The 14860-nt window shown below is 65.8% G+C and carries 14 protein-coding genes; 13 read left to right on the plus strand and 1 reads right to left on the minus strand.

Annotated features, from left to right (window positions below):
- Window positions 1–38 precede the first annotated feature (38 nt).
- The 13 genes from AC1DW0_RS03340 (at window position 39) to AC1DW0_RS03400 (ending at window position 13972) form a co-directional block, all read left to right on the plus strand.
- The gene (locus AC1DW0_RS03340; protein WP_477944926.1) at window positions 39–1526 is read left to right on the plus strand and encodes a sigma-54 interaction domain-containing protein; all 1488 of its coding nucleotides are present in this window, start codon (window positions 39–41) and stop codon (window positions 1524–1526) included.
- 24 nt (window positions 1527–1550) lie between these two features.
- Window positions 1551–1904, plus strand: coding sequence for a hypothetical protein (locus AC1DW0_RS03345; protein ID WP_056200949.1), 354 nt, complete (start codon window positions 1551–1553; stop codon window positions 1902–1904).
- A gap of 197 nt (window positions 1905–2101) precedes the next feature.
- Window positions 2102–3298, plus strand: a complete 1197-nt coding sequence (locus tag AC1DW0_RS03350) for a substrate-binding domain-containing protein (protein ID WP_477944927.1) — start codon at window positions 2102–2104, stop codon at window positions 3296–3298.
- A gap of 13 nt (window positions 3299–3311) precedes the next feature.
- On the plus strand, window positions 3312–4055 hold the full coding sequence (locus AC1DW0_RS03355) for an ABC transporter ATP-binding protein (protein ID WP_457392069.1): 744 nt from the start codon (window positions 3312–3314) through the stop codon (window positions 4053–4055).
- Window positions 4052–4786 (plus strand): ABC transporter ATP-binding protein, encoded by a 735-nt coding sequence (locus AC1DW0_RS03360; protein WP_477944928.1) that lies wholly within the window; start codon window positions 4052–4054, stop codon window positions 4784–4786. Before AC1DW0_RS03355 ends, AC1DW0_RS03360 begins: the two co-directional genes overlap by 4 nt.
- Before the next feature lie 712 nt (window positions 4787–5498).
- Complete coding sequence (locus AC1DW0_RS03365) at window positions 5499–6473, plus strand: branched-chain amino acid ABC transporter permease (protein WP_477944929.1); 975 nt, start codon at window positions 5499–5501, stop codon at window positions 6471–6473.
- Window positions 6474–6612: 139 nt separating this feature from the next.
- Complete coding sequence (locus tag AC1DW0_RS03370; protein ID WP_477944930.1) at window positions 6613–7704, plus strand: branched-chain amino acid ABC transporter permease; 1092 nt, start codon at window positions 6613–6615, stop codon at window positions 7702–7704.
- Window positions 7701–8543, plus strand: coding sequence for an alpha/beta fold hydrolase (locus AC1DW0_RS03375; protein ID WP_477944931.1), 843 nt, complete (start codon window positions 7701–7703; stop codon window positions 8541–8543). Before AC1DW0_RS03370 ends, AC1DW0_RS03375 begins: the two co-directional genes overlap by 4 nt.
- A 60-nt stretch (window positions 8544–8603) precedes the next feature.
- Complete coding sequence (locus AC1DW0_RS03380) at window positions 8604–9374, plus strand: ABC transporter ATP-binding protein (protein ID WP_457322198.1); 771 nt, start codon at window positions 8604–8606, stop codon at window positions 9372–9374.
- Between the two features lie 633 nt (window positions 9375–10007).
- Window positions 10008–10721 carry an ABC transporter ATP-binding protein gene (locus AC1DW0_RS03385; RefSeq protein WP_056200976.1) on the plus strand — a complete coding sequence of 238 codons (714 nt, stop codon included), beginning with the start codon at window positions 10008–10010 and terminating at the stop codon, window positions 10719–10721.
- 26 nt (window positions 10722–10747) lie between these two features.
- Window positions 10748–11944 carry an ABC transporter substrate-binding protein gene (locus tag AC1DW0_RS03390; protein WP_056200978.1) on the plus strand — a complete coding sequence of 399 codons (1197 nt, stop codon included), beginning with the start codon at window positions 10748–10750 and terminating at the stop codon, window positions 11942–11944.
- Between the two features lie 160 nt (window positions 11945–12104).
- Window positions 12105–12992 carry a branched-chain amino acid ABC transporter permease gene (locus tag AC1DW0_RS03395; RefSeq protein ID WP_056200980.1) on the plus strand — a complete coding sequence of 296 codons (888 nt, stop codon included), beginning with the start codon at window positions 12105–12107 and terminating at the stop codon, window positions 12990–12992.
- The gene (locus tag AC1DW0_RS03400) at window positions 12989–13972 is read left to right on the plus strand and encodes a branched-chain amino acid ABC transporter permease (protein ID WP_056200982.1); all 984 of its coding nucleotides are present in this window, start codon (window positions 12989–12991) and stop codon (window positions 13970–13972) included. Before AC1DW0_RS03395 ends, AC1DW0_RS03400 begins: the two co-directional genes overlap by 4 nt.
- Here the strand turns inward: AC1DW0_RS03400 and AC1DW0_RS03405 are convergent.
- Window positions 13905–14816, minus strand: a complete 912-nt coding sequence (locus AC1DW0_RS03405; RefSeq protein ID WP_457352084.1) for a DMT family transporter — start codon at window positions 14814–14816, stop codon at window positions 13905–13907. The genes AC1DW0_RS03400 and AC1DW0_RS03405 overlap by 68 nt on opposite strands.
- Window positions 14817–14860 lie beyond the last annotated feature (44 nt).

A 14860-nucleotide genomic window follows, 5' to 3' on the forward strand; every position in this document is an offset into this window, starting at 1 on the left:
GACCTGCGGTTGACGGCCGCGTTACATTGCCCGTCGCCATGCCGTTGAGCCCACCCTCAGCCACTCCCCTCGACATCCCCCAGGACGTCGACGGGCTGTTGCGCCTGGCCGCCCAGTCGATGTTCGACGTGCTGGCCCGGTCGACCGAAGGGATGATGGTCGTCGACCGCAACCACCGGGTCGTCTGGATCAGCGACGGCTACAAGCGCTTCCTGCCGGCGCTGGGGTTCACCGACGAGCATGAGTTCGTCGGCAAGCGCGTGGAGGACGTGGTCCCCAACACGCAGATGCTGCAGGTGCTGGAGACCGGCAAACCGGTGCTGGTGGATCTGCTGACCAACAAGGCCGGCACCTTCCTCGTCAGCCGCCTGCCGCTGCGCAACGACGCCGGCGAGGTCATCGGCGCGCTGGGCCTGGTCCTGCTGGATCACCCCGAGACGACCATGCAGCCGCTGATCCAGAAGTTCGCGCGGATGCAGCAGGAACTGGAGGACACGCGCCGCCAGCTCGCCGCGCAGCGCCGGCCCAAGTACACGATTGCCAGCTTCATCGGCACCAGCCCCGCAGCGCTGGAGGTCAAGCGCCAGGCCCGCCGCGTGGCGCAGACCGACTCGACGGTGCTGCTGCTCGGCGAGACCGGCACCGGCAAGGAGCTGATGGCCCACGCCATCCACTCGGCGTCGCGCCGCGCGCACCGGCCGCTGGTGGGCGTCAACATCGCCGCCGTGCCCGAGACGCTGCTGGAGGCCGAGTTCTTCGGCGTCGCGCCCGGTGCCTACACGGGCGCCGACCGCAAGGGCCGCGACGGCAAGTTCAAGCTGGCCGACGGCGGCACGCTGTTCCTCGACGAGATCGGCGACATGCCGCTGGCGTTGCAGAGCAAGCTGCTGCGCGTGCTGCAGGAGCAGGAGGTCGAGCCTCTGGGTAGCAACACGGTGCTGCGCGTCGATGTGAGAGTGATTGCCGCCACCAGCCGCGACCTCGCCGCCATGGTCGCCGCCGGCCAGTTCCGCGCCGACCTGTACTACCGCCTCAACGTGCTGCCCATTCGCGTGCCGGCGCTGCGCGAGCGCCTGGACGACATCGAGGCGCTGGCCGAGGCCCTGGGCGAAGACATCGCCCGCCGCAGCGGCATGCCGCAAAAGCTGCTGAGCCCCGATGCCATCGAGTGGCTGATGCAGCAGTCCTGGCCCGGCAACATCCGCGAGCTGCGCAACACGCTGGAGCAGGTCAGCCTCATGAGCGACGACATGCAGCTGACGGCGGCCACTTTCCAGGGCGGCTCGGCGTTGCCGACCTCCGCGCCCGCGCCGGTACCTCAGCCCGCCGCCCCGGTCATGACCACGGCCCAGGCCGTTGCGCCTCTGCCCGAGCTGATCGAAGCCCTGGAACGCGACGCCATCGCCCGCGCGCTGCAGGCCACTGGCGGCAACCGCATGGCGGCGGCCCGGCTGCTGCAGATCTCGCGGGCGTCGCTGTACGAAAGGCTGGCGAGGTGGCCGGAGCTGGAAGGTAAAGAGGCCTGACACAGGCGCTTCGCGGACCCGGCCATGCACATCCACAAGGATCCGCTTCCGAAGGGCTACAGCTTCGTGCTTCGCTCCAGCCAGCTCGAACGCGCGTTCGAAGCCGCGGGAATTCGCACCGAAACCTCGCTCTGGCACACCAGCTCCAACAGCTTCGTCATTGCACGTTTCGTGCTGCCGAATCCGAATGTGGCTCACGAACGGTTCCACATCTCGGCCGGCATCGTTCCCGCGGCTCGTGCGCGTGAGACCCGCGAGCGCCTCGAAGCCACGGTCATACCGCAGCTGATTGCCTGGGCCAACAGCGTGCTTGGGTTGCCAGCGAATTCCACGCGACGCGACAAGCAGCGATTCGAGGTGGACCTGTCCAGGCTCTGACGCTCGATCTGGAGAGTCTGAATCTCAGGCGACGTCCAAATCCTGGACACTCAACTTGGCGGTTTCGACCAAAAACCTGGTAGCAACCCGAAGAGAAAACCGCCCCGGCGACCCCTTCCCCGCCGGGCACGGCCCTTGCAAAAAGGGAAGACACCGTCTGCCGATAGAGCAGGCCCGAACTTCAGGAGACAAGCCTCATGCGCCCCATCACGCGCCGCTTTGCCATCGCCGCCGCCCTGGCGGTCGCCCTGCCCGGAATCGCTCTGGCTGCGGACAAGGAAATCCGCATCGCCCACGTCTACAGCAAGACCGGCCCCCTGGAGGCCTACGGCAAGCAGACGCAGACCGGCTTCATGATGGGCCTGGACTACGCCACCGGCGGCACCATGACCGTGGCGGGCAAGAAGCTCGTCGTCATCGAGAAGGACGATCAGGGCAAGCCCGACGTCGGCAAGAGCCTGCTGGCCGCGGCCTATGGCGACGACAAGGCCGACATCGCCGTCGGGCCGTCGTCCAGCGGCGTGGCCCTGGCCATGCTGCCCGTGGCCGAGGAGTACAAGAAGATCCTGCTCGTCGAGCCCGCGGTAGCGGACTCCATCACCGGCGACAAGTGGAACAAGTACATCTTCCGCACCGGCCGCAACTCCAGCCAGGACGCCATCGGCAACGCCGTCGCCTCGGACATCCAGGGTCTCAACATCGGCATCCTGGCCCAGGACTACGCCTTTGGCCGTGACGCGGTGAAGGCCTACAAGGAAGCGCTGAAGAAGGCCAAGATCGTCCACGAGGAATACCTGCCCACGGCGACGACCGACTTCACCGCCGGCATCCAGCGCCTGGTGGACGCGCTGAAGGACAAGCCCGGCCCCAAGGTCATTGCCGTCGTGTGGGCCGGCGCCACGCCGCCCTTCGGCGCGCTGGCGGCCCTGGACCTGCAAAAGCGCTACGGCATCGGCGTCGGCTCGGGCGGCAACATCCTGCCGGCCATGACCGCCTACAAGCAGTTCCCGGGCATGGAGGGCGCGACGTACTACTACTTCGGCATCCCGAAGAACCCGGTCAACGAGTGGCTGGTGGCCAACCACTACAAACAGTTCAAGAACCCGCCCGACTTCTTCACGGCCGGCGGCATGAGCGCGGCGATTGCGCTGGTGGAAGCGCTGAAGAAGACGGGCGGCGACACGGCGACCAACAAGCTCATCAAGATGATGGAAGGCATGAGCTTCGAGACGCCCAAGGGCAAGATGACCTTCCGCGCCGAAGACCACCAGGCGATGCAGTCGATGTACCACTTCAAGATCAAGGTGGACCCGGCGTTCCCGTGGGGCGTGCCGGAGCTGGTCAGGGAAATCAAACCCGAAGAAATGGCCGTGCCCATCCGCAACAAGCGTTGAACGCGGACGGCCTGTGCTCGAAACCAAGAACCTGACGATCCGCTTCGGTGGCCACGTGGCCGTCGACGGCGTGTCGTGCGCCTTCCAGCCCGGCACATTGACAGCCATCGTCGGACCGAACGGTGCGGGCAAGACGACCTACTTCAATCTGATCTCGGGTCAGCTGCCCGCGAGCAGTGGCGAGGTCTGGCTGGATGGCGAGAACCTGACCAAGCTGCCGGCGCCGGTGCGCACGCGGCGCGGCCTGGGCCGGGCGTTCCAGCTGACACAGCTGTTCGCGCACTTGACCGTGCTGGAGAACGTGCGCCTGGCTGTGCAGGCGCGACATGGCAAAGGCTTGCACATGCTGTCGGTGTGGCTGTCGCACAAGGAGCTGATAGCCGAGGCGCGTGCCATTCTCGACCGCGTGCGGCTGGGTTCACGTGCGGACGACCTCGCCGCCAGCCTGCCGCATGGCGACCAGCGCAAGCTCGAAGTGGCCATGCTGATTGCACTCGACCCCAAGGTCTATCTCTTCGACGAACCGACGGCCGGCATGAGCGTGGACGAGGTGCCTGTGGTGCTGGACCTGATCCGCGCACTGAAGGCGGAGAAGAAGCACACGCTGCTGCTGGTGGAGCACAAGATGGACGTCGTGCGCGAGCTGGCGGACCGCATCATCGTGCTGCACCAGGGCAAGCTGGTGGCCGATGGTGACCCGGCCACGGTGATTGCCTCGCCCATCGTGCAAGAGGCTTATCTGGGGGTGGCGGCATGAACCTTCTGGAGTTGCGCGGGGTTCATACCCACGTCGGGGCGTATCACATCCTGCATGGCGTGGATCTTGCCGTGCCGGCTGGTCAAGTCACGATGCTGTTAGGCCGCAATGGCGCCGGCAAGACGAGCACGCTGCGGACCTTGATGGGGCTGTGGACGGCGAGCGCGGGCTCGGTGCACTTCAAGGGCGAGGACATCACCAAGCTGGCGACGCCGGACATTGCGTCGCGCGGCATCGCCTATGTGCCGGAGACCATGGGCATCTTTGGTGAGCTGAGCGTGGCGGAGAACCTGCTGTTGGCGGCTCGTTCGGCCAAGCGGTTGGGGGATCTGGATGCGCAACGGCTGGAGTGGCTGTTCGGGTTGTTCCCGGCGCTGAAGACCTTCTGGCAGCACCCGGCGGGGAAGTTGTCGGGTGGGCAGAAGCAGATGCTGGCGATTGCCCGCGCCATGATCGAGCCGCGCGAGTTGCTCGTCATCGACGAGCCCAGCAAGGGGCTGGCACCGGCCATCGTGCAGAACCTGATCACGGCGTTGCGGGAGCTGAAGAAGAGCTCGCAGACGACGGTGTTGCTGGTGGAGCAGAACTTTCGGGTGGCGGCTGAGTTGGGCGATTCGGTGGCGGTGATGGATGACGGAAGGATCGTGCATCGCGGTTTGATGCGGGAGTTGATCGAGGATTCGGCGCTGCAGCAAAGGTTGCTGGGGTTGTCGTTGGGGGCGCATCAATGAGTGCGGCTTCCTTTTTGGTTGCTATTGCGGAGAGCGCGCCTGCTCGCTGCATTGCCGGGAGTCCGTCCCGGCGGCCGGGTAACTTTCTTCTGCGGGGCCAGAAGAAAGTCACCAAAGAAGAGGCCCTGAACCGCACACCAGCACCACATGCACGAGCTGCGCCGTGCAACAGCCGCTTGGTGAGTGGGAAGACGCGAACCGCTGCGCTCTCGCTGCTGTCCTTATCGGCCGCACCATCCATCGCCACGACGGGCCGCCTAACGCGCGGCTGCACGCCGTGCTCACCAGAAATACCGAATACAGCGTCGCTCGGGCGACGCGATGGCGGGACGACTCGGTCGTCTTGCGTAGGTTGGGGTGAGCGCAGCGAACCCCAACGCCCCGCCACTCACCCGCTTCGGCGTCGCCCCAGCGACGTTGCATTCGCATTTGTTGATGAGCCCGGCGTGCAGCCGGCGTTAACCGGCGTGAAGGGGCGATGGATGGTGCTCGTCACAGGGACAGCAGCGAGAGCGCAGCGGGTCGCGTCTGCCCGAAATGAAAGTGCGCGTTTTCGCGCGCCGCTCATGGCGTCGTCGCGATCGTGTGCGGTTCAGCGCCTCTTCTTTGGTGACTTTCTTCTGGCGCCGCAGAAGAAAGTTACCCGGCCGCCGGGACGGACTCCCGGCAATGCACCGAGCCAACACGCTCTCCGCAAGAGCGACCAACAAGCATGAAGCTTGACCCGAAGCCCCTCACGCTCCTCGCAGCAATCATGCTGCTGGCCCTGCCCCTCACCGGCAGCCCCAGCACCTGGCTCAACCTGACTCTGGCCGGCATCGCCATGGGCCTCATCATCTTCGTCATCGCCTCCGGCCTGACCCTGGTCTTCGGCCTGATGGACGTCCTCAACTTCGGCCACGGCGTCTTCATCGCGCTGGGCGCCTTCACGGCCACCACCGTGCTCGCCGCAATGGCTCCTTGGGCCACCAGCCCCGACGTACTCGCCAACCTCGCTGCCCTCGCAGCTGCATGCGCAGCCGGCATGGCCATCGCGGCAGCGGTGGGTGTCGTCTTCGAGCGCGTGCTCGTCCGCCCGGTCTATGGCCAACACCTGAAGCAGATCCTCATCACCATGGGCGGCATGATCATTGGCGAGGAGCTGATCAAGGCGACCTGGGGCGCCCAGCTGATCCCGCTGCCCATGCCCGACGCACTGCGCGGCATCTTCCTGTTCGGTGATGTGGCGGTCGAGAAGTTCCGCGTGCTGTCCATGCTCATCGGCCTCGCCGTGCTCATCGCGCTGCTGCTCGTGCTGAACCGCACCAAGATCGGCCTGCTGATCCGCGCCGGCGTGCAGGACCGCGAGATGGTCGAGGCGCTGGGCTATCGCATCAAACGCCTCTTCGTCGGCGTGTTCGTCGCCGGCTCCGCGCTCGCGGGCCTGGGCGGCGTGCTGTGGGGCCTGGTGCAGCAGGGCGTCACGCCGCAGATCGGCGCGCAGGTCAACCTGCTGCTCTTCATCGTCATCATCATTGGCGGCCTCGGCTCGACGGTCGGCTGCCTGGTCGGCGCGCTGCTGGTCGGCCTCGTCGCCAACTACGCCGGCTTTATCGCGCCCAAGGCGGCGCTGTTCTCCAACATCGGGCTGATGGTCGCCATCCTGCTGTGGCGCCCGCAAGGCCTCTACCCGGTGGGAGCGAAATGAGCCCACCCCCGTTGCGCTTCGCGCTCCCCCTCAAGGGGGCACTGCCAGTGGCCTGGCGAAGCCAGTTCCACGGCAGTCGCTTGGTTTTTTATTCGGCGTTCGCATCGTTGATCACGCGCAACGAAGCGAGGGGTTTCCGATGACATCCGTTTTTCGTTCTCTGCTTTCACACGACCTGCCGCGCAGCCGCATCCTCGGCGCGCTGTTGATCGCCTGCTCCGTCGGCCTGGCCGGTGCGCCTTTCATCTTCCCGGGCACGCAGGCGCTCAACGTCGCGGCCAAGATCCTCGTCTTCATCCTGCTCGTCGCCAGCTACGACCTGTTGCTGGGCTATACCGGCATCGTCAGCTTCGCGCACACGATGTTCGTCGGTATCGGCGCCTATGGCATCGCCATCGCATCAGCGCGGCTGGGTGCGGATTGGACGTCGCTAGGCATCGGCTTCCTCGCTGCGCTCGTATTGAGCGCCGTGCTGGCGCTGGCGATGGGACTGGCCAGCCTGCGCGTGAAGGCCATCTTCTTCGCCATGATCACGCTGGCCGTCGCGTCAGCCTTCATGACGCTGGCCTCTCAGCTGAGTGACTTCACCGGCGGCGAAGACGGCCTGAACTTCCAACTGCCTTCAGCGCTGCGGCCCTCGACCGAGTTCATGGAAGAGCCCGTGCTGGGCATCATGCTCGACGGCCGGCTGCTGACCTACTACGTTCTCTTTGTCGCGGTGACGCTGTTGATCGCGCTGCTGCTGCGCATCGTCAATTCGCCCTTCGGCCGCGTGCTGCAGGCCATCCGCGAGAACGAGTTCCGGGCCGAGGCGATCGGCTACCGCACGGTGGTCTACCGCACCGGCGCCAACGTCATCGCGGCGCTGCTGGCCTGCTGCGGTGGCGCGCTGCTGGCGCTGTGGCTGCGCTACACAGGCCCAGAGACCGCCATGAGCATGGAGATCATGCTGGACCTGCTGCTCATCGTCGTCATCGGCGGCATGGGCACGGTCTACGGTGCCGTCATTGGCAGCGTGCTCTTCATCGTCGCGCAGAACTACCTGCAGGCCCTGCTGAAGATCGCCGGCTCGCTGGTCGACGGCGTGCCGGTCTTGAGCACGCTGATTTCGCCCGACCGCTGGCTGCTGTGGCTGGGCCTGCTCTTCGTACTGGCCGTCTACCACTTCCCCGGCGGCATCGTCGGGCGGCTGCGGCTGGCGGCGTGGACGCATGGGAGGGCCAAAAAATGAGATCGCGCTACCTCAACTGCCTGGGTCGCGAGATCCACATCACCGAGTGGGGTGACGCGGGCGCACCACCCGTCATCGCCTGGCATGGCCTGGCGCGCAGCAGCCGTGACTTCGACGACTTCGCGGCCGCACTCAGCAGCCGCTGGCACGTCGTTTGCCCCGACACCTTGGGCCGCGGCCTGTCGCAGTGGGCCATCGACCCGGCCCGCGAATACTGCCTGGAGTTCTATGTCGAACAAGCCGAAGCGCTGCTGGATCAGTTGGGCTTGCAGAAGGTGCATTGGGTGGGCACGTCCATGGGTGGCGCCATCGGCACGCTCGGCGCAGCTACCCAGTTGCGCGGCCGCATCAAGCGCCTTGTGCTGAACGACAACGGCCCCGAGCTGGCAGCCTCGGCGCTGACACGCATCAAGGCCTACGCCGGGCAGCCGCCCAGCTTTGCAACGGTGACTGAGCTGGAGGTCTATTTCAGAGAGATCTACGCGAGCTTTGGTGATCTGTCCGACACGCAATGGCGCCACCTCACCGAAACCTCGCTGCGCCGCCTGCCCGATGGCCGCGTGACAACGCATTACGACCCGGCCCTGGTGCAGCAGTTCGATCACCATCCCGACGACTACGAGTTGTGGGCGGCCTGGGACCAGCTCGACCTGCCCGTGCTCTGCCTGCGCGGCGAGGACTCGACGCTGTTGACCGCCGAAACGGCGCAGGCCATGCGCGAGCGCGGCCCGCGTGCTGCGGTCGCGCTGATCCCCGGCTGCGGCCATGCACCGGCCTTGAACACACCCGAGCAGATTGGCTTGATCGAGCGTTTCCTCTCCGCGGACCAGACCCCGTGAATGCCCGTAAGCCAGCGTCATGCTTGAAGGCCTAGAGTCGCGCAGCTAACCCGGAAGTCCATGAGCGAATACATCCTCGAGACCCAGGACCTGACCAAGGAGTTCAAAGGCTTCACGGCCGTGGACGCCGTGAACCTGCAGGTGCATCGTGGCCACATTCATGCGCTGCTAGGCCCCAACGGCGCGGGCAAGACGACCTGCTTCAACTTGCTGACCAAGTTCCTGACGCCGACGCGTGGGCGCATCGTCTTCGCCGGCACCGACATCACTGGCGAGACCTCGGCGCAGATCGCGCGGCGCGGTGTCATCCGGTCTTTCCAGATCTCCGCCGTGTTCCCGCATCTCACGGTGCTGGAGAACGTGCGCATCGGCTTGCAGCGCTTCACCGGCACGAGCTTTCATTTCTGGAAGGGGCTGACAGGGCTGAAGACGCTGGACGCCAAGGTGCTGTCGCTGCTGGAGCTGGTGGACCTGCGCGACATGGCCGCCGTGAAGGCCGCCGACCTGCCTTATGGCCGCAAGCGTGCGTTGGAGATCGCCACGACGATGGCGATGGAGCCGCAGCTGATGCTGCTGGACGAACCGACGCAGGGCATGGGGCACGAGGATGTGGACCGTGTGACGGCGTTGATCAAGCGCGTGGCGGAGGGCCGGACCGTGCTGATGGTGGAGCACAACATGAAGGTGGTGGCGAGCATTGCGGACCGGATTACGGTGCTGGCTCGTGGCGCTGTTCTGGCCGAAGGTGATTACGCGACGGTGTCGAAGCATCCGGCGGTGCTGGAGGCTTATATGGGTACGGATGCTGCCGAGTTGCAGGGGGCGCATTGATGGTGCTGCTGCTCGCTGTTGTTGGTTGCTTGGCGGAGAGCGTGCCTGCTCGTTGCATTGCCGGGAGTCCGTCCCGGCGGCCGGGTAACTTTCTTCTGCGGGGCCAGAAGAAAGTCACCAAAGAAGAGGCCCTGAACCGCACACCAGCACCACATGCACGAGCTGCGCCGTGCAACAGCCGGCCGGTGAGTGGGCAGACGCGAGCCGCTGCGCTCTCGCTGCTGTCCTTATCGGCCGCACCATCCATCGCACCACCTGCCCGCTTAACGCGCGGCTGCACGCCGGGCTCACCAGAAAATCAAATACAGCGTCGCCCGAGCGACGCTGCATTCCCTGATGAGTTCGGCGTGCAGCCGACGTTAAGCGGCGTGAAGGGGCAATGGATGGTGCTCTTCACAAGGACAGCAGCGAGAGCGCAGCGGTTCGCGTCTTCCCGAGATGCAGGTCAGCGTTTTCGCGCGCCGCTATTCGCGGCGCCGCGGTCGTGTGCGGTTCAGGGCCTCTTCTTTGGTGACTTTCTTCTGGCCCCGCAGAAGAAAGTTACCCCGCTGCCGGGCGGGACTCCCGGCAATGCAGCGAGCAACCACGCTCTCCGCCAAAGCAACCCGAAGCAACGAGCAAGCTGACAAAGCCATGGCCACCCCAGCACTCGAAATCCAAAACCTCCACGCCTGGTACGGCGAAAGCCACATCCTCCACGGCATCAACCTGTCAGTCCAACCCGGCCAGGTCATCACCCTGCTCGGCCGCAACGGCGCCGGCCGCACCACCACGCTGCGGGCCATCATGGGTTTGACGGGAGCAAGAAAAGGCTCCATCAAGATCCACGGCGAAGAGACCATCGGCCTGTCCACGCACCGCATCGCCAACCTCGGCATCGGCTACTGCCCCGAGGAGCGCGGCATCTTCGCCAGCCTGTCGACCGAAGAGAACCTGCGCCTGCCGCCGCCGCTGAAAACCAAGCGCGGCAAGGTCATGAGCGAGACCGAGATCTACGCGATGTTCCCCAACCTCGCCGAGCGCAAGAACAGCCCCGGCACGCGCCTGTCCGGCGGCGAGCAGCAGATGCTGGCCGTCGCCCGCATCCTGCGCACGGGCGCCGACATCCTCTTGTTGGACGAGATCTCGGAAGGCCTGGCCCCCGTCATCGTCCAGGCCCTGGCCCGCATGATCCGCACGCTGAAGAGCCAGGGCTTCACCATCGTCATGGTGGAGCAGAACTTCCGCTTCGCCGCGCCCCTGGCCGACCATTTTCTAGTCATCGAGCACGGCGAAGTCGTGCTGTCCTTCCCCGCAGCCGACCTGCCGGCCCACCAGGCCCAGATGGACGAGCTGCTCAGCGTTTGAATCCAAACAACCCACCGGAGACAACCATGAAAAAGACCCTCATTGCCGCCGCGCTCGCCACCTGCGGCCTTGCCGCCCAGGCCCAGATCTCGGGCGACGTCATCAAGATCGGTTTCCTGACCGACATGTCCAGCGTCTATGCCGACATCGACGGTGCCGGCGGTGTCGAGGCGATCAAGATGGCCATCGCCGACCTCAAGGGTGTGGCCGCGGGCAAGAAGGTCGAGCTGATCTTTGCCGACCACCAGAACAAGGCCGACGTCGCCTCCGCCAAGGCGCGCGAGTGGATGGACACGCAAGGGCTCGACCTGCTGGTGGGCGGCACCAACTCGGGCGTCAACTTGGCCATTGCCACCGTAGCCGCCGAGAAGAAGAAGCCCTTCATCTCCATCGGCGCCGGCAGCTCGGCCCTGACGAATGCCAATTGCACGCCCTACACCATCCACTACGCCTACGACACCGTGGCCCTGGCCAACGGCACGGGCGCCGCGGTGACCAAGGCCGGCGGCAAAACCTGGTTCTTCCTGACCGCCGACTACGCCTTCGGCGCGGCCCTGCAGGCCGACACGGCCGCCGTCGTACAGAAGAGCGGCGGCACGGTCAAGGGCAGCGTCAAGCACCCGCTGAACGCCAACGACTTCTCCAGCTTCCTGCTGCAGGCACAGGGCTCCGGCGCGCAGATCCTCGGCCTGGCCAACGCGGGTGGCGACACCATCAACACGATCAAGGCCGCCAACGAGTTCGGCATCACCAAGGGTATGAAGCTCGCCGGCCTGCTGATGTTCATCAACGACGTGCACTCGCTGGGCCTGAAGACGACCGAGGGCATGTACCTGACCGACTCCTGGTACTGGAATCAGAGCCCCGAGGCACGCGCCTGGAGCCGCCGCTTCTTCGACAAGATGAAGCGCATGCCCTCGTCGCTGCAGGCCGCGGACTACTCGGCCGTGACCCACTACCTGAAGGCCGTCGACGCCACCAAGACCGACGACGCCGACAAGGTCATGGCCAAGATGAAGGACACGCCGATCAACGACTTCTACACCAAGGGCACCATCCGCAAGGAAGACGGCCGCGGCATCCACGACATGTTCCTGATGCAGGTCAAGTCGGTGAAGGAATCGACCGAGCCCTGGGACTACTACAAGGTCGTGACGCGCATCCCGGGCGACGAGGCGTTCACCAAGCTCGCGGACAGCAAGTGCCCGCTGGTGAAGAAGTGAACGTGAACCCCTCGCCCAGCCCCGCGCTGCTGGACGCGCGCGTTTCTGGTCGGTCCCCCGAGGGGACGCCGATCGATGCCGGCGAGAGCCGGCATCGACATCGGCCCTGGCCGCCCTTGGGAGCGGCCCGGCGGGCGTCCAGGGTCTGAACACGATTGCCATGACAGAAATCTTCGGTATTCCGCTGCCGGCCCTCTTGGGCCAGCTGCTGCTCGGCCTGGTCAACGGCTCGTTCTACGCGATGCTGTCCCTGGGCCTGGCGGTCATCTTCGGCATGCTCAACATCATCAACTTCGCCCACGGGGCGCTGTACATGATGGGGGCTTTCTTCGCCTGGATGGGGCTGGAATACCTGGGGCTGAACTACTGGCTCATGCTCGGTCTCGCGCCGCTCGCGGTCGGCCTCATCGGCATCGTCATTGAACGCACGATGCTGCAGTGGCTCTACAAGCTCGACCACCTCTACGGCCTGCTGCTGACCTTCGGCATCACCCTCGTCATCGAAGGTGTGTTCCGCAGCGTCTACGGTGTGTCGGGCCAGCCCTACCAGGTGCCCGACGCGCTGCAGGGTGCCACCAACCTCGGCTTCATGATCCTGCCCAACTACCGTGCCTGGGTCGTCGTCGCGTCCCTCATCGTGTGTTTCGCTGTGTGGGCGCTGATCGAGAAGACGTCGCTGGGCGCCAAGCTGCGCGCCGGCACCGAGAACCCCAAGCTCGTGCAGGCATTCGGCATCAATGTGCCGCTGATGGTCACGCTGACCTATGCCGGTGGCGTGGCCCTCGCGGCATTCGCGGGCGTGCTGGCTGCACCCATCCTGCAGGTGTCGGCGCTGATGGGGACCAACCTCATCATCGTGGTGTTCGCGGTGGTGGTGATCGGCGGCATGGGCTCCATCCTTGGCTCCATCCTGACCGGGCTTGGGTTGGGCATCGTTGAAGGGCTGACCAAGGTCTTCTATCCCGAGGCGTCCAACACGGTGGTGTTCGTCGTCATGGCCATCGTGCTGCTCGTTCGCCCGGCCGGCCTGTTCGGCAAAGAAAAATGAACAAGAAAGTCCTCGGCTACGCCGCGCTCTTCGTCGCTATCGCACTGCTGCCAGCGTTCGGCGTCTATCCCGTCTTCGTGATGAAGGTGCTCTGCTACGCGCTGTTCGCCTGCGCCTTCAACCTGCTGGTGGGCTTCACAGGCCTGCTGTCCTTTGGCCATGCGGCCTTCCTGGGCACCGCGGCCTATGTGACCGGCCATGCGCTCAAGGTCTGGGGCCTGCCGACGCCGGTGGGCATCCTCGTCGGCATGGCGGGCGCGGCCGGTGTGGGCCTGCTGTTCGGTCTGCTGGCCATCCGCCGCTCGGGCATCTATTTCTCGATGATCACGCTGGCCCTGGCGCAGATGCTGTACTTCTTCTTCCTGCAGACCCCCTTCACCGGCGGGGAAGACGGCCTGCAGTCGGTGCCGCGCGGCAGCTTCCTGGGCCTGCACCTGGAAAACGACCTGGTGCTGTTCTACGTCGTTCTGGCCATCTTCATCGCCGCCTTCTGGCTGATCTACCGCATCGTCCACTCGCCGTTCGGCCAGGTGCTGACGTCCATCCGCGAGAACGAGGCCCGCGCCACGTCGCTGGGCTACGACACCGGCCACTTCAAACTGCTGGCCTTCGTGCTGTCGGCCGCGCTGGCTGGCCTCGCCGGTTCCACCAAGACGCTGGTGCTGGGCTTCGCCACGCTGACCGACGCGATCTGGACCACCTCAGGCCTCGTCATCCTGATGACGCTGGTGGGCGGCATGGGCACGCTGGTCGGCCCCATGGTGGGGGCGCTGGTCATCATCGCGCTGGAGAACAAGATCGGCGACTTCGGCAATTGGCTGGGCGAGCTGACCGGCGTGACCTGGTTCAACAGCCTGGGCGAATCCGTCAGCCTCGTCACCGGGCTGATCTTCATCGTCTGCGTGCTGGCCTTCAGGCGCGGGCTGGTGGGTGAGGCGATGGCGCTGCTGGAGCGCAAGCCGAAGCAACCCGCTTCCTGAACACCAGCACATTGCCCGCCATCACCAGCACCAGCCCGGCGAGCGCCGGCGCCGTCCACTCGTAGCCCTCCACCCAGGCCGACACGTTCAGCGCGACGACCGGGAACAGCACCGTGCTGTAGGCGGCCCGCTCGGGACCGAGGCGGCCCACCAGCGTCAGGTAGGCCGTGAAGCCGATGACCGAACCCGGGATAGCCAGGTACAGCAGCGCGCCGAGGTAGCGGGTGCTCGCGTCGAACGCGAAAGGCACTCCGGCCAACAGCGCATAGCCCGTCAGGATCGCCGTGCCCACCGCCATGCCCCAGGCGTTGGTCTGCACCGGTTTCAGGCCCTGCTGCTGCAGCGCGGCCGACAGCAGGTTGCCGGTCGAGAAGCACAGCGTGCCACCCAGCGCCCAGGCCAGGCCGGCCAGGCTGGCGTGGCCACCACGGATCTCGGGCCAGAACAGCAGCACCAGCCCCGTCAGGCCGAGCGAGCCACCCGCCAGGACCTGGGGCGCGATGGCACGGCCATGAACAAGACGCGCCAGCAGCGCGTTCCACAGCGCCGCGCTGGAGAACACGACCGCCACCAGGCCGCTGGCCAGCGTCTGGCTGGCGTTCAGGAAACAGACGAAGTTCAGGCAGAACAGACACAGTCCCTGGGCGAGCACCCAAGTGAGCGCCCGCCCACGCGGCACGACGAGCTGGCGCCGCCAGGCCAGCCAGGCGAACAGCACCAGGGCCGCGAGGCCAAAGCGGTAGGCGATGGACAGCGCAATCGGCACGGGGCCCAGTTGCCACTTCAGGGCGATCCAGGTCGTACCCCAGATCAGCACGACGAGCAGGTAGAGGAAGGCATTCATGCCCGCCATCGTGGCGCCGCGGGCGGCCGTGCGATTGCATATTC

It is taken from the genome of Roseateles sp. P4_D2 (assembly GCF_056401875.1).